Consider the following 18,973-nt stretch of genomic DNA (forward strand, 5'->3'; position numbering starts at 1 on the left):
AGGTTCCACCAACGTGGTTAACGCGCACGACCGATGAACGGGCCTGGCTTGGGCTCGGATCTCCCTTGCCTGGTTGGATCGACGTTTAGTCGCTGAACAGTGTCAGCGTGCGGAAGAACGCATTCGTGGGAAAACCGTTGGAAGTTGCGGTGAAACGAACGGCGAGAACGATTGAAAGCAGCATCTTCCTTCGTGTGCGAAGCGTTGCCACCAAGTGATGACGCACAAATCTGTCTTCGATGCTCATCCAGCCTGAGAAGGCGATCGTTTGCTTGCCGATGTCCTGTTGCCAATCTATGGGCTGGTCGGGTCGAGCAAGGGCGAGAGCAAAATCCATCGCCGGCGCATCGGCATGAGCGATTTCGACGGATGCTTCAACCTTCCGGAAGAAGGCTGGAAAATGATGATCAAGCGATGCAGCGACCGGGCCGTCCGCATGCGGACGCAAGAACACCCCGCCGTCGTCCGGTGCGACAAGCAACAGCGGGAGAGCCGAGACGCGCGGTGTAAGCAACCGCGCACTCCGCAGCATGTCGTAGTCGAGAATGATAGAACCGCCGCCGACATCAGGACGGTCGGCGGCATTGTGGTCTGTGGCGGGGCGCCCAAGCAAAGTGGCACCCGTATCGGGGCGGCCGATCGACCCAGCAATGCTGGCAAGCTTCTCTATGGCCGCATCGCTGTTCGGCTCGATGTCGCAAAGCTCCAGATATTTCCGATTGCCGGGGGTATATTTCAGGTTTTCGCGGGCACTTTCAATTTCAGACCGGTGCGCGTTCTGGGCAATGGGCAAATGATGCAGCAGGCGGGCGCCATCGGGCAGGCTCGACCTGAACGCCTCCAGGATGGGAAGCCGGTTGTCGTACCAGTTCGACGTCCGAAACATGCCATCCGGTTTCGAGCGATACCAGTATAGCGGCTTTGGAATCGTCCTGATCTTGAGACCGGCGAGAGAGGCTCGAGCAAAGAATTCCCAGTCGTGCATGGCGTAGCCCGGCTTTTCGATCAAGAACCCGATCCGCGAGAAGACAGACCGGCGCATCATCGCATTCGCGTCACCGTAGACGTTATGGATCAGGCCGAGCGCGTCGGGACCACCCAGAGGCAGGTACTGGATCAGCCCGTCGGCGCGATCTTCGGGCACGAAATCCTCGTAGAAGATCAGTTGGAACGCAGTGCAGATGTCGGCACCCGATGTAGCCATCGCACGCACGAAATGATCGACGGCCTCTGCAAACAGCGCGTTGTCGTCGTCGACGAACAGGATCAGCTCGCCATGCGAAGCTCGGATGCCGGCATTTCGCGCCGCACCGAGGTGCTTGTGCGGTCGGCGCAGAATCTTCCACCCGCGCTGACGGAAGGTCGGTTCCAGCGTATCCAGCAATCGCCTGACTTCATCCAGGTCGCTTCCGTCGTCGACCAGAACCAGTTCCAGGTGATCATAGGTTTGCGCTTCGATCGCAGCGATTGCCTGTTTAAGATAGAGCGGCCGGTTGCGATGGGCCATGACAATAGAGACCAGGGGTGACGACCCGGCACTTTTGTCGACGCGCCAGCGCCTAGTTGGCGTCGGCAAGTTGCGCGTATCCAGCCAGGACTGCCGACATTGGCTCAGGCTGTCGACAGGCAGTGGGCGAGGCGGGTCGTCGAGCGCCGCCGAAATGGCCTGCGCCAACGCGGCGGCGTCAGGATCGACCAGCCGCGGCTGCCTCGCCTGCGCACTCCAGCGCTCGGCGTTCGCGTCGACATTGGTCGCAACGAAAGGCAATCCCGCCTCGATGCATGCGGCAACGGTGCCGCCCGTCGATGCGGCGTGGGCGGGGATGACGGCAATCGCGCCGGCCCGCGCGACGTAGTCGAGCTTTGCGGCGGGGCTTGCGTGCGCCAACAGGTTGACCTTGAACGGCCACCGCTCGGCGCGTCTCAGCAGCAGTCCACCGCTGTGCTCGCCCATGATCTTTCCAAATGGACCGAATGCGGTGACCGTCAGCCCTTTTGGCGCCATTGGCGCTATGATGTCGAGCGCGTCGCAAAGCAGCGTCAGGCCATCGCGGAAGCGCCATCCGGCCAAGACGGCAAGTTCTCCGCCCGTCGACGATCGCACACCGGCTGGAGCGAGACGATGCTGCAGCGGCAACATCGGCGTCACGATCGCCTTCTTCACCTTCCAACCCTTCGACAACATCCAGTGTCGCAAGGCTGCGGACACACAGATCGTCCGGTTCGCCATCTCGGCGCAGTATTTCTCCATATAGGCGACGGCAATCACCTCGGCGCTGTCGAAGAACGCCTTGTCGGCTTCATGTTCCCATTCTTCCGGAGCGTGAGCGACGACCACGATCGGCGGCGCGGCAAAAGCCGCAGTCTCGACAGCTAGCAGCGTGTAGTAAGGCAGCCCGCCCTCAAGGGGCGCGTAGACCAAATCGTGGCCGGACCGTTCGAGATAATGCAGCACAGCGGCGGACCGGCTCTCGGGTGTCGTCAGCCAAGGAAGCAGCTGATCGGACTTGTCGAGAATGACCAGCCGCACCGATGCGGCCTCCAGCTCGCGGTGGCGCGCGGCCTCCTCCGTTGGAGCATCCCTGCCTGGAACCCATAGCAGGGTGACGTCGTCCCCCTCTTCGGCAAAAAGCCTGGCCAACTCGACCATGGCGCCATCTTCGCCGCCATGGTCGATTGCATTCGTCACGACGCAGACGCGGCGAGGCTTGCCTTCCTTTGACCTCCTCCGCTCCTTGCCACCAACGGCCATCCGACTTCCTCTGATCCACATCCGCCGATTGCGCTACGCAGCACAGTCATCTGCAATGATGCCTGCGACAGGTTTACTTTTCAGTGATCATGCTTCTGCGTCATTGGTAAACCAAATCGTCAATCAGGTTCTAAAACGACTGCATAATCGATCGACTGATTCAAATTTAGCGACACGGAATATTCAATTTTTACGCCTCCCAGCTAGTCATTGACGGCATAGCAGGAGGCGCAAATGAAAACGACAATGAAGTTTCTCGGTGCGCTCGGTTTGATCGGCGCACTGGTCTCGGCAAGCTCCGCAGGAGAATTGCTGCGTCCGCGCATCAGCCTTGGCACGGCCAACGTCAAGACCATCAGTGGCGATCGCGGCGGCTATGTGATCGACTATGCCATTCGTGCGCTAAAAATGCGTCGCAGTGGCACTTTTGTGCGGTTCAACGGTTCGTGCGACTCGGCCTGCACGCTTTATCTGTCGATGCCCAAGAGCAAGGTGTGCATTACGCAGAGCGCGTCGTTCGGCTTTCACCTGCCGTATGGCGTTTCTGCGCGCGGCAATCAGGTGGCCGCGAATTTCATGATGAAAAACTACCCTGGCTGGGTTCGCGGCTGGATCGCCAAGCGTGGGGGGCTAAAGAGCTCCATCGCGACCATGACATACGCGGATGCGAGCCGCTTTCTGCCGACGTGTCCTTCCCAACAGCAGGGCATGACCGTCGCGAGCCTGAGCCCAACGCGTCTGCGCGGCGGCTGATTGCCTGCGCAGTACTGAAACGTCATGACGGCGGGCGGTCGACGGCGCCCGCCGTTCGTCAATTCATATGGCGGGTGCCCAGTTGATGGAACAGCTCACCTGGGCACAACGCCTCGCCGATTATCGCGTGGATTAACCAGTTCTCAAGAGACGTGGTTAACGCAAGCTCCATTTCATTGACTTTTTTTTAGCGCAAGCCGATTCTGCGGGTGGGGGTTTGAAGGCTGTCGGCCATTGTTTGGGGCCGAAGCGCAAACTGGCGGCGGGTAGTTTGTATGAGCATCGGCGGCAGTAGGGGGTCGGCGAGCCGACCTGAGAGCGGCCTTACGCAGTCGAAGGCGGGGACCGCTTCGGCGAAGAATGTGCGCTTCCGGCGCAGGAGCCTGCGGGTCATCTGCACGGGCCTGTTGTCGTGGCTGCTTTTGGGTGTCTACCGCGGCGCAATCATTGATCCGCAAACCACGGTTTTAGGCCTTTTGGCGGCCGTCCCCAAGGGATTGGCATCGAGCTACTATGACCTGATTGTCGTTACGTCCCTGACTGTGACGACTTTGATCCTGCTGTTCCTGGCAAAGGCGAGCCGTCTCGGCTCAGCAATCGTCGTCTTGCTCTTCTATGTTGCTATCGTGGTCTCTCTGGGCTGGGGATTTGCCAACATCAATCTCGTCAAAATGCTGGGCGAACCGTTCACGTTCCAGTGGCTGGTCTATGGCGACTTCCTGCAGAATGCCGATGCCAGGAACGCGATGGGCGACGCGCTCAACATCAAGGACTTCGCTACCCTTTCCGGGTCCGTCATCCTGGTGCTCATTCTTGGCTATGCCGCGGCCAGTTTGTGCCAGCGGCTGAGCGCCGCTGGCTACGGGGCCTTCCTGGGCGTGCTCGTTGTGTGTGTCGGCGCTGCCATCGCCGGTAGTGGACACCACGTACGTGCGGAAGCGCTGCCGGCGGCCGAGATCGACAATCCGATCCTGTATTTTGTTAAATCGGCCCTGCTCAATCCAACGCCGGTCGTGCTGACGATGAATGCCAGCACCAATGACCCGGATGTCGCCAGCGTCGGCGAGCGACCGCCGGAGACGTCGACCTTCAAGGCGCCGACGCCGAACCCAATCAAGAACGTGCTGATTTTCATGATGGAGTCGGTGCCATCCAAATACATCGAGACGTTTGGCGGCAAGTATCCGGTCACGCCGAATATGAAGAGGTATGCAAAGGACTCGATACGATTCGACAACATATATGCGCACGCACCGTCCACGCATTACTCGATATTTTCTCTGCTCACCTCGATGTACAACGACATTTCATATTATGGCATGACGGCAAGGTATCCCTATCTGCCGCTGGACTCGATCTCCAACACCTTGTCCAAGAACAATTTCCGCACAGGGTTTTTCTGGAGCGCGGATTCCCGATTCCAACGGGTCGATGAGTTTTTCCTCAACAAGGGACTGGATGTGGTCCAGGACTACCGGGGGCAGAAATGCGGCACCCCGACCTTCAAGCTCAGCTCCGAGCAGTGGAAAAACATGGACTACAACAGTGACCTTTGCACGGCGCAGTCGATCATCGATTGGATGAACAAGGACGAGGCAAAACCTTTCTTCGGCATCATGTTCACGGCGATGACCCATTATCCCTACATCACCGACAGCCCGATGTTTTCAAAGATGGCGCCTTCCTCCGATGGCAACACGCTGGTCCACTACTCGGACGACCAGAAATTCAATGCCTATCTCAACGCCCTGAAGGTCGGCGATACGGCCCTTGGCGAGATCCTTGAATCGCTCAAGCAGTCTGGCAAGCTCGATTCGACGCTGGTGGTCATATTGGGCGATCACGGCGAAGCGTTCGGGGAGCATGGCGACTACATTCATGCCAGCGCGATTTACGAGGAAAACATCCACATCCCGCTCATCATGATCAACAAGCATCTCTTTCATGATGAAGTTGCTCACCCGGTCGGCGGCATCGTCGATATCGCCCCGACGATCTTCGACATACTCGGACTTGCGCTGCCCAAGCAGTGGCAGGGGCGCACTTTGTTCAGCGAGCAACGGCCAAACAAGACCTTCTTCTTCAATCCCTGGGCCGGTTTCCTGTTCGGCTATCGCGAGAACGATCGAAAGGTCATCTTCAACGCGACCACCGGCAAGGTGGAGGAATACGACCTCAAGGCCGATTCCGATGAGCGAACCAACCTCTTCACTGATGCCGGCGATCGAAACGCGCTGCTGCAGCCCATCGCCGGATGGGTGCAATCGCAGAGAGAGCGCGTGGCCGACCTGGTGGCCGCCGCGGCGAAAGAGACAGGACGTTGCGCCATCACCAGTCTGGAGGTCGACGCTGCCGGCATTAATCTCCGGGGCGCGCCTCGGTTCGACGTCGTGGTCGACGGAAAGACCACTGCCGAGATCGACGTCCCGGGCAAGGAAAGCGTCGCTTCGACGCCGGAAGCCGCCATGGCGGAGCTGATGCAGGCGTCAACCCTGGCCAAGCCGTTCCACATCGATCTCAGCAGCGTGCCTAACCCGAAGACGATCGAGCTTCGCTACAGCAACGACCTGTGGGGCGGAGACGGCAAGGCAGGTGATCGCAATCTGTTCATCAAGAGCGTCAAGGTGAACGGTCAGTTGGTGCCAAACACCAGGCTGCGTGTCGACGAGCAATCGCACGGCTACACCGACGACAACGGGACCGCCATGTACAGCAACGGCTCGCTATGGGTTAGCGGCCCGTTCGTCGAGGGATGTCTATAGCGTGCCGCGTGGCAGACCGTCGTCCTCGATTTGCAGCCCCTGCGCGCCGCGACAGACACTGACCGTCCTACCGGTTGACATCTTCGAGGGGTACTCACTAGCATGCGAAACACTGACGGTTGCAGCGTGGAGCCACTTGTCAGCGCAGGACGGACCGGGCCCGTTCTTGCGGTATGCTCGGCTGGTCGACGCCCGCTTGGGAAGCGAACATTGAATGCGACCGCTCAGCATGACGAACAGGACCGGATTGCCATTTGAGTCAGCGAGCCGGGCGAGGCGCCATCGACTTGCCATCTCGCTTGCGCCCGTCCTGGCCATTTGGTGCCAGATGGCGCTTTGCGGAGCCGCGCACGCAGCTGGTCCCAAAGACAGCGGCCCTGCAGATGCCGTTGCCGTTCCCACGGCTTTCCAACTTCAGCTTGTTTATGCTGACCGCACGTGGATATGGGATAACGGAGCGGCCTATTTCGGACAGAAGGATCGACCGGTCCGGGCCTGGACCTCCGAGCAAGACACGGCTTCTGTCGGCGAAGGCAGATGGCATCTGAGCAACGATGGCAAGATGTGCATGGATCTCGTCTGGCGGTCCAAGACCTACGCCGCAGCGCCGATCCGCACGTGTTTCAGCCACCGCTTCCGGAGTGGGACCCTCGAACAGCGCAAGGATCCGGACGGTGTCTGGTACAGTTTCCGGCACTCTCCGGGAGACCCTTCCGACGAGCAACGAAAGTTCGAGGAAGGCGATACAAAGGGCGCGCAGTTCGACAAGATCCGTACCTCGATCGATTCCAAAAGTTGAGGCTCGCCGAGAAGCTCACCCACCTCAATGAGCCCACGTCCCCGACAACGACAAACAGGGACGACTACTAGCTTTGCGAGCTGGTGATGTCCTCCAATGCATTTGGCATTCCTGGCGCAGTTGACCGGCGGCGCCTCGCCGTCGGCATCGGAATTGTGAACGCGGTGGCCTCCAGCCCGAAGAACGGGGCGGCTGTCCTGACGATGGTATCGATGTCGGAAAGTTCCGGCACGAAGCCCAGGTGTTCGCGCGCTTTGATCGGGTCCGCATAGAGCTCCGCCGGGTCTCCCGGGCGCCCGGGCCGGAAGACAACCGGAACCGATTTTGACGTCATCCGGGTGACCGCCTGGAGAATCTCCTTGATCGAAACCCCGCGCCCGGTGCCGAGATTGACCGACAGGTTTTCGCCACCCGCCTCCAGATGCATGAAAGCCCTCAGATGCGCGCGGGCCAGATCGCTGACATGGATGTAATCGCGCACGCAGGTGCCATCCGACGTGTCGTAGTCTGTGCCGAAAACCTCGATCTCGTCGATGGTGCCTGATGCGGCCATGAGCACGCGCGGGATCAGGTGCGTTTCAGGCGAGTGCCACTCACCGAGCTCGCCGTCGGGATCGGCGCCGCAGGCGTTGAAATAACGCAGGATCGCATATTTCATTCCGTAGGCGCTGGCATAGTCGCTGATGATCTGCTCGCCCATCAGCTTGGTTCGCCCATAGGGGCTGATTGGATTTTGCGCCGAGGTCTCTCGAATGGGCAGTGTTTCGGGCACGCCGTACGTCGCGCAGCTGCTTGAAAAGATAATGTTTTCGATAGAACTCGAGCGTGCCGCATCAAGCACCGCGATGGTACCCGACACATTGGTCGAATAATACTCTGCGGGCTCGTGAACAGACTCGCCCACATAAGCGAGCGCAGCAAAGTGGATGATCGCTTGCGGCTGGTAGGTGCTGATCGCCTGCTGTAGCGCCTCCCGGTCCCGGATATCGCCGACAACAAGCGGCCCCCAGGCAACGGATCTCTCATTGCCACGGCTCAGATTGTCAAAAACGACGGGCAGGTAGCCGGCAGCTGACAACAGCTTGCAGGTGTGGCTGCCGATGTAACCGGCCCCACCCGTCACCAGGATTGCCGGGCGGCTCATTACATCGCAGCTTCTTTGACGCGCCGGTTCGGGTAGAGAAGGGCGTCAAAATACGCCGTGGTATGCGCGAGCCCCTGGCTCAGGCTGATCTTTGGCTCCCAGCCAAGATTTTCCCGGGCAAATGAGATGTCCGGCCGACGCTGCTTGGGGTCGTCGACCGGCAGCGGCCGATGCACGATCTTCGAACGTGAGTTGGTGTATTCGAGCACCTGTGTCGCCAGTTCCAGAATGGTGAATTCGGCAGGGTTGCCGAGATTGACCGGGTGCTGCGGTGCGCTCGGTGCGTTCATCAACTGGATAAAACCTTCGATGAGGTCGTCCGCGTAGCAGAATGAACGGGTCTGCCGGCCGCTGCCGTAGACGGTCAGGTCGTCACCGCGCAAAGCCTGGACGATGAAGTTCGACACGACGCGGCCATCGTCTGGTTGCATGCGGCGGCCATAGGTGTTGAAGATCCGTGCGACGCGGACATCGAGGCTATACGTTCTCGAATAATCGAAGAACAGCGTCTCGGCCGAACGCTTGCCCTCATCATAGCAGGATCGCGGACCGTGCGGGTTGACGTTGCCGAAGTAGCCTTCCGGCTGCGGATGTACCAGGGGGTCGCCGTAGACTTCGGACGTCGAAGCCTGAAATATCTTCGCATTGTTCCGCCGCGCGAGTTCGAGCAGGTTCAGCGAACCAAGCACGCTTGTCTTGAACGTATGGATCGGATTTGCCTGGTAATGCGGCGGGGACGCCGGACAGGCGAGATTGTAGATTTCATCGACCTGGAGATCCAAGGGCAGTGGGTCGACGATGTCGTGCTCGATGCACGTAAATCGCGGATCGCGCACGAGGGCGTTGAGATTGTATCTTTTGCCGGTGTGGAAATTGTCCAACACGACAACGTCGTAACCATCCCGCAAAAGACGCTCGCACAGATGCGAACCCAGGAATCCTGCCCCACCGGCAACCAGCGCGCGACCCCGATTGGAATTCGCGCCCCTTCGGGTGTTCCCGGCCCCGAGTTTCAGAACATTGACAGTTCTACCCATACTCCACCCCTTCGCCCTTACGCACTGCGCACACTACTGCCGGCCATAGCGTTGCCGGGCGACGTTCCTGAGAACGTCACAAACCTTCCGCTCCCGCGGAATCGTCCACTCCTGTTGTCTGTCGATTGCTTTTTGAGTTGCTGGGCGGTGCTACGCGGCTATTAGCTGCCGTTCAGCATCCGATACGCCCCGAAACCGCGGTCACGCGCCTGATGCCACCATCGCCTATTGCTCGCCCAAATTGCACATCCCAACGTTTCGAAAATATACCTGTGCAAAACATAGTCAACTAAATTAGCGAATCGTTAACCGTGTTCATTCGGGAGTGGTTAATCGCGGGGCGGCAGCGCAGCCGCATAAAGCTGAGAATTGGGCTATAAATTTGAATGGACCACAGTAATATAAAGACCATTTTTCTGATTTTTCGACAGCCGATCGGCGGAAATTTGGCCATCAAGGCACTCTCACCTCCGCAAAAAATAGGCAGATCTAAGACTAATACTTACTTTAGCAAAACTTATACTGACAGAGGTCTAGCATTTGAAAATATCGAAAATATTCGTACATGGGACCTTGTCAATAAAATCTTACAAGCTAATGCGGTTGGTTCCCAAAGCGTGCCGAACCCCCGCCAGGTCAGCCCTCAACTGCCCGACGAGATCTTGCGCGACGAGGCGGGCGTAATCGCAACCGATCGCCCGGGACGCCTATCTCTTTCACCGGCGGCCCGGGCTTGACGCACACAACCGCTCTCCGCAGCCGCAGCGCCTTCGTTGGCAGATGCAGCATACCCAATAACCCGGTCCATTCTGAAGCGATCCGCGTATGGTTTGCGGATGTCGGAAGCAGAGATCCAGTCGAAGCCGCGCGAAAACGGTCGTCGTCCCTTCTGTCGAACGCCTTAGAAGCTGCGGTTGGGGCGTCGATCGCGCGGGACCGCTCGGCCCCGTCGCGCCGACGCCAGCCGGTCCCGTCGGCCCTGTTGATCCAGTCGGGCCGTCGCCACGCAGCAGCGCCAGGACGGCCGGAGAAAGACTGTCGACCGTTACCTTTGCGTTCGGCAGTGCCCCGTCGGCCCGCCGCACATCGGCCAGCGCGTCGATTGTTTCGTCGGCGCTGCGCACGAGCTCGGCCAAGTCGTGGTCGAGTTGCGTTCCGTAGGGCAGGTATTGGTAGCTGAAATCGATAGCGGGCTTCGTTGGATCGGGCATTTTGGTGCACCAAGAACGTCGCTTCCAAGATTGCATCGCGTGCTGGAGCAGTTCTCCGCACTCAGGTTTTAGATGCTGGTTGGAAGTCCGTTGACGTTAGCCCGGCAAGATCCGAAGCGGTTGGTGCAGATGCCCGAGTTCTGCTCTGTTCCGGCAGCAGGCCAAATCGAAAATAGCATGTTAGAGCTACTAGTGAGACCTCGCGGCAGGAAAATTCGCTCTAGGCAGGAACAGGTTGCCATTGGCCGAGTTCACTTCACAACAACAGGAGTGGAAAACCGTGAACACATCAATCAGCAACGACCCCACTGGATCATCGAGCGACCTGAACTGGCTACACACTAACGATGCCGAGGTGGCCGACAGCAGCAAGGAAGCGCTCGGCAAACTAAAGTCGAGCGCTGCCGAAACCGCAGGGCATCTCAAAACCGCTGCCGCTTCGGTGACGACTGACGCGAAAAATTATGCCGGTTCGGTTGCGTCGGATGCTGCGGGCGCCTTCAAGGAAGCGGTGGAGTCGAACAAGACCGCCGGCGCCGACGCGATCGCCAACATTGCCCATTCCGTGAAGGAGGCGGCTGATGGAATCGAGAAGCAATCTCCGCAGGTTGCAGGCATGGTTCGGAGCGCGGCCGAAGGTGTCGAACGGATTTCGTCGGATATCAGGGACCGCAACGTGGGTGAACTGCTCGACTCGGTCACGAAATTCGCCCAGCGCCAACCGGCGGCCTTTTTCGGCGTAGGCATCCTGGCCGGCGTTGTGCTGACCCGGATCATGCGAAGCTCCGATCGGTCCTGACACGAAGAGCGTTCCAGATGGATGATGGTTCCAATCTCCGACCCTTGGGAAGCGTTTTCAGCGAAGGGTATAGCCATCTCGCTTCGCTGATGCGCCTCGATCTTCGTCTTCTCCAAGCCGAGATGAAGGTTAAGACGTCTACGATCGTCTCGTCAGGCGCGTGCGGCATCGCCGCACTGGTGCTCTTTGTCTTGGCTGCATTCGCCATGGTCCAGTTCCTGATCCTCGCTATGATCCACTTTGGTGTCGGTCCGATGGTAGCTTGCCTAATCGTCGCAGCGCTTCTGGGGGTAGGCGGCGTGCTGTTTCTCTATCTTGCGAAGCGAGCGCTCGCGGGATGGACCATCACACCTGTCGAAACCGTCAACCAGGTGCGCACTGACATCGCGGCATTGAAACAGGGGATGCGTTTTGGCTCAACCCAGTGAAGAGATGCGCGAGATCATGCTGCAAAGCCGCACAGAGCGGCAGGCTTTGTTTGAACCTGTCAGCGAGATAAGCCGGCGCCTGCAGCCCCGAAATCTGGTCGATGCGTCCACCCGGTACGCGAAGCAGAAGGTGGCGAAGGCGCTAGGCGGTGTGTCGGACGCCGTCAAGAATAATGGCGGCACTGCTGCCGCGGTCGCACTGGGTGCAGTTGCGGTGTTTGACGCCGGCAGGCGAAGCACGCATGGCCCGGCAGGCGCCGACGATATAGCTGTAGATAAGGTCGCCGGCGCCTCGCATTCCGACGCCGCGTCAATTCGTTATGAAGCCCATCCGCGCAAGGCGATCACAAACCTGTTTCGGGCCAAGGTGCTCGCTGGATCTGCGGGTGGCCTGCTGCTCGGCCACATAATCGGTAAGGCGTTTGAGCCCACAGCCAAGGAGCGCACCCTATTCGGCAAGGCTGGAGCTGAAGTTCAGGATGCGACGGATGCATTTATCGCCGAGCATGCACGCGGTGCGAAATTGGCCGCCGCGCAGGCCTTCGGGTTTGCCAGATATGCCGCTGCGTTCTTGGCCGTACTGGCCGCAGCTAGCGACTATCTCGTCCGCGCGGATGAGCACGAGCAGCGAAAGCACTGAGAGTGCGAAACTGAGCGTCAAAGGTATCCCCATGCATATCGTCGGAATCAACATTGGACAGGCGGCCGCGCCTTCCGGCCTGCCTCTTGTTAGAGTGGTGTTTGAGGGCCAGGGGGGTGAATCTATCGCGGTCGAAATGGCGCGAGGCGACGTCGCCGACGGCGCGCTGGGGGCAATCGACCGTGCAAAAGCCCTGCTTGTTCAGACCGCGACCTTCGAAATGCCTGTCGATAGAATTGGCGGTTTCAATAGGACACCGGAATCCGGCAATGTCCGCGGCCGGCAGAGCAATGTCTATACGTTCGAATATCGCGACGGCGACCAGGCTCGCCAGGTTCCGCCTGCCGTGATGCCAAGTTTTGAGGCTGCTCGCGCCGAAGCGATCCGTTGCGCGATCGACCTGCTCGTCCCTGCAACCGGCGACGACGATTTGACTGGATGGCTGGTACGGATGCGCGATCAGGCAGGCAACGAGCTTTGCACGATCGACGTCGCCGAGGCCGAAGCCGCCCGGCAGGCCAACGACAACACGCCGCTTTAGGGACGACCGCTCACGTCTGTGTCGATACGCCAGCCCTTATTCAATTAGATCGTCGCCAGTCGGAACTTTTGTGATGTTGAGCCCTTGTCCATTGAACAGTGGAGGTACCAATGGCTAACCTGGGAAAATTGGCGATCGCGATGCTCGGCGTCTTGGCATACCAAAATCGCGACAAGATCGGCGACATGATCCTTGGAGCGGGTGATCGCAACCCAAATGATCCGCAAGGCGGGATTCTAGATCAGCTTTCAAAAGGCGTTTCGGGGACCGCGCTTGGCGATATTCTCGACCGGTTCAGAGGGGCAGGCGCCGGATCGAAGGTCGATTCGTGGGTAGGCACCGGGCCGAACGAGCCGATCCAGCCAAGCGAGGTGGAAGCAGCCATAGACGAAGACACCCTGACTTCCCTCTCGATGCAGACCGGCCTTTCGCGCGAGGAGCTCATTAGCCGGATCACGCGAGATTTGCCTGAGGCCGTCAGCAAAATGACGCCTACTGGTGAATTGCCCGTTGAGGCGCCGAAAAGCTCCGGTGAGACGACCTTGCTCGACGACGTGCCATCGCACAGGACGCAAGCGAATTCAGGCGGTCAAAGCGATATCTAAGGTGACGGCTATCCATCAGGGAGAGATACTAAATCGTACTGGCGCGCGAATTGGCATGATCGGGCAGGGCGGTCACGGTGGTGATACAGCAAACGCACTTGCCGAGTTGGATCTATTGGCCGCGCTACTCGATTCCCGCTGGCGCATTCCAGGCAAATCAATTCGTTTTGGACTGGATGCGCTCGTAGGTCTGGTCCCCGTACTCGGAGATGCGGCGACGGGCATTGTCTCGGCCTACATCGTCTTGCGAGCTCGAAACGTCGGTGCCGGAAATGGGTTGGTCGCTCGCATGCTAGGCAACGTGCTGCTGGATACGCTCGTAGGAAGTGTCCCAATTCTCGGCTCGATCTTCGACGTCTATTTCAAGGCGAACAATCGCAACGTCAGACTGCTACGCCGGCACCTCAACAAGTACAGCGGACAGGCTCCGGCGACGCGACCAGCTTGATCTCGATTTTCCGCTCTGAAGAAAGGCGCGTGGTCCTAAGGATCACGCGCCCCTATCGATACTGATGTGCACAACTCGATTGTAGGCTCAGCGTTTAATCATTCGCGCCACGGCAATCAAAATACACGCGCCGATGAAGCCGGCGACAAGATAGCCGAGCCAGCCGGCCAACGAAACGCCCAGCAGCCCTAGAAGGACATTGGCGACGATAGCGCCGACGATTCCCAAGATGATGTTCATAAGCACGCCCATGTTGCTTTTCATGAACATCTCGGCAAGCCAGCCGGCGATACCGCCGATGACGATCGCTGCTATCCAACCCACACCTGGATCTTCCATATTTTCCCTTTTCCTGGAACCGCAATTGGTTCGACGGGAAAACGTGCCAAACGCCAGTAAAGTTCCGGCACATAGGGCGTTCGTAGCCGAAGGAACCATTCGGAACAAAGCAGCACAGGCTGCGTTTTTTTCAAGACGAGGTCCATCCGTTCAACCGACCGCGTTTGAAGTGGGCAAGAGAGTGCTCTTTAGACGGCGAAATCCTGATGGTCTCTTCGAGCGATTGCGCATTTACATGTGGCCGCGCCGCTCCTTCTCGCGATCGTTTCAGTATGTCTCAAAGCGCATTCTCCGTCTGAACGCCACTCCAAACGCCGTCGCGGCTGGGGTGGCGGCTGGGGTTTTCGCGTCTTTCTTTCCGCTAGGATCCCATTTCGCCATTGCCGCCATCGTGTGCTGGCTAATTTCAGGAAACATGGTGGCGGCAGGGTTGGGAACATTTGTCTTTGGCAACCCGCTGACCCTCCCGTTTGTAGTGGGAGCGTCTTGGGAGACCGGCAAGATCATGTTGCACGTCCACGTGCAAAGTTACGAACGGCCAGCCCATCTGAGTGAGATGTTGAAGACCCTTTCAATTTCGCAATTGTGGGCACCGGTCTTAAAGCCCATGCTGTGCGGTGCGGTGCCACTCGGGCTGATTTTTGGCCTGTTGTTGTACGGCATCACTGGCTATGGCATGACAGCCCTCCGGGAACGGAGGCGCAAGCGACTGGCCAAAAAGGGGAGCCAGTTCCAGCAGCAGGAAGACATCGTTTTATCACCCCCTCTGCCCGCTCGACATCGCCGTTCTGGGGGGTGAATTGCTGGTAGGACAGCTGTGAATTGCCTCCGCTCGTCGGCAATATTTGGCGTTTACCATTGCCTTTTTAGGGAGAATGCGATGGTTGCAACGCCCATAGAAATCGCTCAAGCCGCTACTGCGACTACGGCCACCTTGCTGAAGTGGCAGAAGTCCATGGAGGAACGCGCCACGTTTCGCCAGAACATGGATCAATCGCGCAGGGCGATTCAAGCCTCACGCGATCTGCTGAAGCGCCTTCGCCAACGTCATCGCGACGACATGGCGGAAAGTTCGGAAAATGCCAACCCGTCTACTGTGCCGATATCGCAACGCGCCGGCAGCTAGCGGGAGGCGACCAGAGCCGATGTGAAGGAGAAAGTTTCAGTGGGCTGTTCCTGGGGTCGGCAACGAAGTTTAAGCCTTGTCAACCAGCGACTTTTTTCGCCCGCGTGGAAGTGCCACATGTCTTTCGACAAGGCGCACGTGCTCGGCCTCGACAGTCACCAATGGCCGGAGGCTGACGGTTACCTTGTCCCCGTCGATGCGTGTGACAGGGCCGATCAATTCCATATGCTGGCCAATCACAGTCTTCCAAGTCGAATCGACAACAGAATGCGGGAAGTCGTAGGAGGGGATCGTCACGCTCATGCGATCGGGCGTCACCCGGCCGCGCACAATCGCCGTGACTGCGACCTCGTCGCCAACTTTGATACTTCCCCGAGCGATGCCCAAGACTTTGGAGCAGCCGGCGCCGGCGTCAAGATGAGGGGGAGCTAATAAAACCCCTCCGCGCCGCGATGCAACATCCAGCGCTAATGCGGATTCCACCTTGAAAGATCGATTCCCCAGGTCTTATAAATCCATTAATTGTCCCGTTTGGCGGTGGAGGCAATTGCGATGGGCGGCACAGTTCAAAACACCGAAACTCAGACAGTGGTTGAGGTGGTCGAAGCCTGCGGAGAATGGTTCGTCCGCGTGGTAGAGAAGGGGAAGGAAGACAGCCGATCATTCGAGCTTGAATCCTATGCCCTGGCCTTTGCGCCGGAACAAAGTCAGTGAACAACCGCCCTTGTCAGCGGCCGCTTTAGAGATCGGGTTGCGGAGTGTACCCGGGCTTTTCCCCTTATGCTTTTTTCTCCCGGCGGCGCCACTGTCTATTATCAGCGGCTAGGCCGCTATCACCTTCTGAGCGGGCTAGCGATGGAGTGCCTTCGACGGTGAAGACGATTCCGGCATCCTCAAACGCTTTGCGGATGGCGGCGAGGTTGTGGGGACGCGGTCTCCTGAATTCGTTCTCAAGATCGCTGATCACCATTTCGCTAAGATTGGCCTTTGCGGCAAGTCGCACACGCGGCCAGTTCAGTAGGGCTCGTGCTGCTTTAGATTGATCTGCTGAGAGTACGGTTCGGCTGTCCATAAACAGTCGAACATTCAATATCGCTAAAATGTTCCTCTTGACCTTCTGCGATTTCTAACGGCGTGAGGCCGGCCTCTCGGGTAACGCGGCGGGGTTTTCGAATAACTTTGCGGAACGCTGATCTGCACGCCGCAACGTCTTCTTTTTCGGCTTAGTCTTCTCAATCAGATCTGACCTTTTCGCTATCAGGTAGTCAGCTCTGTTCGTTCGATAGTCTTCTTTGTGGATGGACATTGCTAGGACCTCCATTGTGGAGATCAACGCGGCTGGAAGCCGACACGTTCCCAAAAATCGCTTGTTCAAGGCCGAGCCGAACGGTGCACGGATGCCAAAACGCGAAAAGGGCGCGGTTCATGACGGCGCCCTTTATTTGAAAAGATTCAACTGTCGTATCCTACGAGTCTTGCCGACCATACCAGTCGTCGACGTATCGCCGCACGCGATCCTTCTCAATGCCGTAGCGTTCCTGGATCGTACCTTCGAGCTGATCGCGGTTGCCGGCTATGCGGTCGAGATCATCATCAGTGAGCTTGCCCCATTGCTCTTTGACCTTACCTTTGAATTGCTTCCAATTTCCTTCGACGCGGTTCCAGTCCATGATGGCGATCTCCTTTCGTTGTCCTTTTGAATAACGGTCGTAGTGGCCGTCAGGTTCCGCTGCAGGTAAGCGCGCTTGCTGGTGGATTTAGCAATGGACCTAATGCCCGTCGACCGCTTGTGTGCGCCGGCCTTTTCCGTTTGGGAACACAGCCGGCCTTTTGCCGTTGGGTCCTATGGAACAGCTTCGCAAGGAAATGCACGTGCTCGCCGATCCGGGCATCTGGGTCGCGTTGGCGGCTGTGTTCATCCCTTATGGGGTCGGTGTCGCACTGCTTCTGTGGGTAGCCGGTTGACGGATCTGCCAGCTCTCGCGTCACGAGGAGCGGATTCCAATAGAAGCGTCTCAACGCTGATGTCAGGGTGCATTGCGTGGTTGCTAATGTGCATGTATCTTACGGGGCTTCAATTCCCCCGCCGCCACCGCGCCGGCCGTTTCTACGGCTGGGCAGGGTCAACGATCACATCTTGCGCCTCAGTCGCCCGCTGCAGCGAATGCGGCTCAGTCACTTAACCGTGTTGCCGACTAGGAACGATGCTGCGATCAGCTCGTCGCCGCGGCCGTCATCGATCATGGCTGCAACCTTTCGGAAGGTTGTTACATCGGCTCCAACAAGCCGTGCTGCCTGCATTCTTGCCTGGAGATCAGCCAAGCGGGCGACGAGGGCTTGCGTCGTCTCGAGTTCAGGGTTCGTCATATTCAGTTGTCCGGCTGAGTATCGTTTGAATGCACACACTCGCCACCCAAGGGTGGCGAGCGTGGGTTCGTTCGAAATCTCAGTCGTAAACTTTCACGATCTTGCGGGTGCCCGGATCGACCAGAACCGTGCGGTTGTCGACCACCACGTAACGGTATTTGACGTTGGGGACCTCGTGGATCTCCACAGTTTCCGGCAGAGCTGTCCCGACGTTCAATTCCACGCCGGGAAGGTTCACCGAAGCCAAGGGCTGCTTCTTGACATACTCACGGATGACCGTGTCCTGTTCCGGCTGGATGATAATGTCGTCAGCGGCGGCGGAGCCGATCCCCGCCAAGAGCAACATGGCTGCGGCGGTGTTCACGAAGTGCATCTTCATATCTTCTCTCCTGCAAGGACCGGCACACGACGGTCATCGTCCCGCACTGCCCGGCAACCAACTTTGAACCGGGGTAAACGTTCCCGCCTACGCACCTTTGTCTAATCCGATTGGTCTAAAGTCCGACCGTACAACGCAATGGTCTTACCTTTGGACTAGGCGGAACGGATTAGGGCTTCAGGTTGTTGGTTCTCCACAACGGGAGAGAACAAATGGATCAAAGTGTTGGCCAGGCGCGATGGTTGCTCGCACCGATTTTTGCAACAGCCGTTACCTTTCTGGTAATGGCGGTCGTCCTTAGCTGACATGTCTTGGATCGGCGCAGCCAGGTCCCTTCCTGCGCTGATAGGATTCGCGAGTTGCTTGGCTGGCGAATCCTCTATTTTACCGTGCGCTGGGCCTGCTCCTTCAGCAGGCGGGGCGCTTCGTTCAGCTCATGTAACTTGGGAGGTTTACTATGGATCGGCGATCCTTTTTGACAGCGATATTTGGCGTTGCAGGGGCAGCAGCCTTTGCAAGCGCGGTCCGGCCTATCAACGCATTGGCCGGTGTTCCAGCGGCCAAAAGCGGCATTCTCGAAGAACTCGACGCGCCAGACGCCTTCGACAACGAAGGTACTCACGCGGAAGTGGAGCCGGTCAACCATCGGCGATACTTCGACCAAGATTACGACCCAGACTACTACCACCGGCGCCGCCGCCGCCGGCGGGGCTGGAGAAGAGTCTGCCGTAGTTACTGGCGACACGGGCGCCGTCGGGTCCGGTGCTATCGCCGACGTGGTCCTTCGGTCGTCTTGCGATTTTAGCCAGTTGGCTGTTTCTGCCCATGGCCCGTTCCGGCTGA

At 58.5% G+C, this 18,973-nt stretch carries 23 protein-coding genes; 13 read left to right on the forward strand and 10 right to left on the reverse strand.

The window, feature by feature from the left end:
• Positions 1-85: 85 nt before the first annotated feature.
• Entirely contained in the window at positions 86-2,650 is a 2,565-nt protein-coding gene (locus NLY36_RS20215; RefSeq protein ID WP_198022487.1) for a DUF6212 domain-containing protein, read from the reverse strand.
• A 336-nt stretch (positions 2,651-2,986) separates the two neighbouring features.
• Between NLY36_RS20215 and NLY36_RS20220 the strand changes: the two genes are divergently transcribed.
• The 3 genes from NLY36_RS20220 to NLY36_RS20230 all read left to right on the forward strand — a co-directional run bounded on the left by NLY36_RS20220 (position 2,987) and on the right by NLY36_RS20230 (position 7,066).
• The gene (locus NLY36_RS20220; RefSeq protein ID WP_023746383.1) at positions 2,987-3,505 is read left to right on the forward strand and encodes a hypothetical protein; all 519 of its coding nucleotides are present in this window, start codon (positions 2,987-2,989) and stop codon (positions 3,503-3,505) included.
• 275 nt (positions 3,506-3,780) lie between these two features.
• Positions 3,781-6,267: a sulfatase-like hydrolase/transferase gene (locus tag NLY36_RS20225; RefSeq protein WP_023699169.1), complete on the forward strand. Its 2,487-nt coding sequence runs from the start codon at positions 3,781-3,783 to the stop codon at positions 6,265-6,267.
• Positions 6,268-6,496: 229 nt separating this feature from the next.
• Complete coding sequence (locus NLY36_RS20230) at positions 6,497-7,066, forward strand: DUF995 domain-containing protein (protein WP_023699168.1); 570 nt, start codon at positions 6,497-6,499, stop codon at positions 7,064-7,066.
• A gap of 67 nt (positions 7,067-7,133) precedes the next feature.
• Here NLY36_RS20230 and galE read toward each other — a convergent pair whose 3' ends face one another.
• Both galE and NLY36_RS20240 read right to left on the reverse strand, forming a co-directional pair.
• Complete coding sequence (galE, locus tag NLY36_RS20235; protein ID WP_023699167.1) at positions 7,134-8,210, reverse strand: UDP-glucose 4-epimerase GalE; 1,077 nt, start codon at positions 8,208-8,210, stop codon at positions 7,134-7,136.
• Positions 8,210-9,247 (reverse strand): UDP-glucuronic acid decarboxylase family protein, encoded by a 1,038-nt coding sequence (locus tag NLY36_RS20240; protein WP_027049395.1) that lies wholly within the window; start codon positions 9,245-9,247, stop codon positions 8,210-8,212. Before NLY36_RS20240 ends, galE begins: the two co-directional genes overlap by 1 nt.
• 386 nt (positions 9,248-9,633) lie before the next feature.
• On the opposite strand from NLY36_RS20240, the gene NLY36_RS20245 reads away from it, so the two are divergent.
• The 7 genes from NLY36_RS20245 to NLY36_RS20275 all read left to right on the forward strand — a co-directional run bounded on the left by NLY36_RS20245 (position 9,634) and on the right by NLY36_RS20275 (position 13,919).
• On the forward strand, positions 9,634-9,984 hold the full coding sequence (locus NLY36_RS20245) for a hypothetical protein (protein ID WP_198020881.1): 351 nt from the start codon (positions 9,634-9,636) through the stop codon (positions 9,982-9,984).
• A 715-nt stretch (positions 9,985-10,699) separates the two neighbouring features.
• Complete coding sequence (locus NLY36_RS20250; RefSeq protein WP_245260344.1) at positions 10,700-11,257, forward strand: hypothetical protein; 558 nt, start codon at positions 10,700-10,702, stop codon at positions 11,255-11,257.
• Positions 11,258-11,274: 17 nt separating this feature from the next.
• The gene (locus NLY36_RS20255; RefSeq protein WP_023713090.1) at positions 11,275-11,685 is read left to right on the forward strand and encodes a phage holin family protein; all 411 of its coding nucleotides are present in this window, start codon (positions 11,275-11,277) and stop codon (positions 11,683-11,685) included.
• A gap of 4 nt (positions 11,686-11,689) precedes the next feature.
• Complete coding sequence (locus NLY36_RS20260; RefSeq protein ID WP_023699163.1) at positions 11,690-12,325, forward strand: hypothetical protein; 636 nt, start codon at positions 11,690-11,692, stop codon at positions 12,323-12,325.
• Positions 12,300-12,866, forward strand: coding sequence for a DUF6894 family protein (locus NLY36_RS20265; RefSeq protein ID WP_156933290.1), 567 nt, complete (start codon positions 12,300-12,302; stop codon positions 12,864-12,866). Before NLY36_RS20260 ends, NLY36_RS20265 begins: the two co-directional genes overlap by 26 nt.
• Positions 12,867-12,976: 110 nt before the next feature.
• Positions 12,977-13,471, forward strand: a complete 495-nt coding sequence (locus NLY36_RS20270; protein ID WP_023737210.1) for a YidB family protein — start codon at positions 12,977-12,979, stop codon at positions 13,469-13,471.
• A gap of 55 nt (positions 13,472-13,526) precedes the next feature.
• Positions 13,527-13,919: a DUF4112 domain-containing protein gene (locus NLY36_RS20275; RefSeq protein ID WP_023737211.1), complete on the forward strand. Its 393-nt coding sequence runs from the start codon at positions 13,527-13,529 to the stop codon at positions 13,917-13,919.
• A gap of 87 nt (positions 13,920-14,006) precedes the next feature.
• On the opposite strand, the gene NLY36_RS20280 is transcribed toward NLY36_RS20275, so the two are convergent.
• Positions 14,007-14,258: a GlsB/YeaQ/YmgE family stress response membrane protein gene (locus NLY36_RS20280; protein WP_023699159.1), complete on the reverse strand. Its 252-nt coding sequence runs from the start codon at positions 14,256-14,258 to the stop codon at positions 14,007-14,009.
• Between the two features lie 25 nt (positions 14,259-14,283).
• Between NLY36_RS20280 and NLY36_RS20285 the strand changes: the two genes are divergently transcribed.
• Positions 14,284-15,057 (forward strand): DUF2062 domain-containing protein, encoded by a 774-nt coding sequence (locus NLY36_RS20285; protein WP_444849009.1) that lies wholly within the window; start codon positions 14,284-14,286, stop codon positions 15,055-15,057.
• Positions 15,058-15,138: 81 nt separating this feature from the next.
• Positions 15,139-15,384 carry a hypothetical protein gene (locus NLY36_RS20290; protein ID WP_023670916.1) on the forward strand — a complete coding sequence of 82 codons (246 nt, stop codon included), beginning with the start codon at positions 15,139-15,141 and terminating at the stop codon, positions 15,382-15,384.
• Between the two features lie 69 nt (positions 15,385-15,453).
• Here NLY36_RS20290 and NLY36_RS20295 read toward each other — a convergent pair whose 3' ends face one another.
• Positions 15,454-15,867 carry a hypothetical protein gene (locus NLY36_RS20295; RefSeq protein WP_348626949.1) on the reverse strand — a complete coding sequence of 138 codons (414 nt, stop codon included), beginning with the start codon at positions 15,865-15,867 and terminating at the stop codon, positions 15,454-15,456.
• Between the two features lie 69 nt (positions 15,868-15,936).
• Between NLY36_RS20295 and NLY36_RS20300 the strand changes: the two genes are divergently transcribed.
• Complete coding sequence (locus NLY36_RS20300) at positions 15,937-16,098, forward strand: hypothetical protein (protein ID WP_023736243.1); 162 nt, start codon at positions 15,937-15,939, stop codon at positions 16,096-16,098.
• A gap of 64 nt (positions 16,099-16,162) precedes the next feature.
• Here the strand turns inward: NLY36_RS20300 and NLY36_RS20305 are convergent, their stop codons facing one another.
• The 5 genes from NLY36_RS20305 to NLY36_RS20325 all read right to left on the reverse strand — a co-directional run bounded on the left by NLY36_RS20305 (position 16,163) and on the right by NLY36_RS20325 (position 18,794).
• Positions 16,163-16,456, reverse strand: coding sequence for a helix-turn-helix domain-containing protein (locus NLY36_RS20305; protein WP_084026227.1), 294 nt, complete (start codon positions 16,454-16,456; stop codon positions 16,163-16,165).
• Positions 16,457-16,850: 394 nt separating this feature from the next.
• On the reverse strand, positions 16,851-17,054 hold the full coding sequence (locus tag NLY36_RS20310) for a CsbD family protein (protein WP_084026228.1): 204 nt from the start codon (positions 17,052-17,054) through the stop codon (positions 16,851-16,853).
• 505 nt (positions 17,055-17,559) lie between these two features.
• The gene (locus NLY36_RS20315; RefSeq protein WP_023697149.1) at positions 17,560-17,751 is read right to left on the reverse strand and encodes a hypothetical protein; all 192 of its coding nucleotides are present in this window, start codon (positions 17,749-17,751) and stop codon (positions 17,560-17,562) included.
• A 79-nt stretch (positions 17,752-17,830) separates the two neighbouring features.
• Positions 17,831-18,130, reverse strand: coding sequence for a DUF1236 domain-containing protein (locus NLY36_RS20320; RefSeq protein WP_023669226.1), 300 nt, complete (start codon positions 18,128-18,130; stop codon positions 17,831-17,833).
• Between the two features lie 379 nt (positions 18,131-18,509).
• Entirely contained in the window at positions 18,510-18,794 is a 285-nt protein-coding gene (locus tag NLY36_RS20325) for a hypothetical protein (protein WP_156033689.1), read from the reverse strand.
• Between the last annotated feature and the right edge of the window lie 179 nt (positions 18,795-18,973).

This window comes from Mesorhizobium sp. C399B, assembly GCF_030323185.1.
GTDB lineage: Bacteria > Pseudomonadota > Alphaproteobacteria > Rhizobiales > Rhizobiaceae > Mesorhizobium.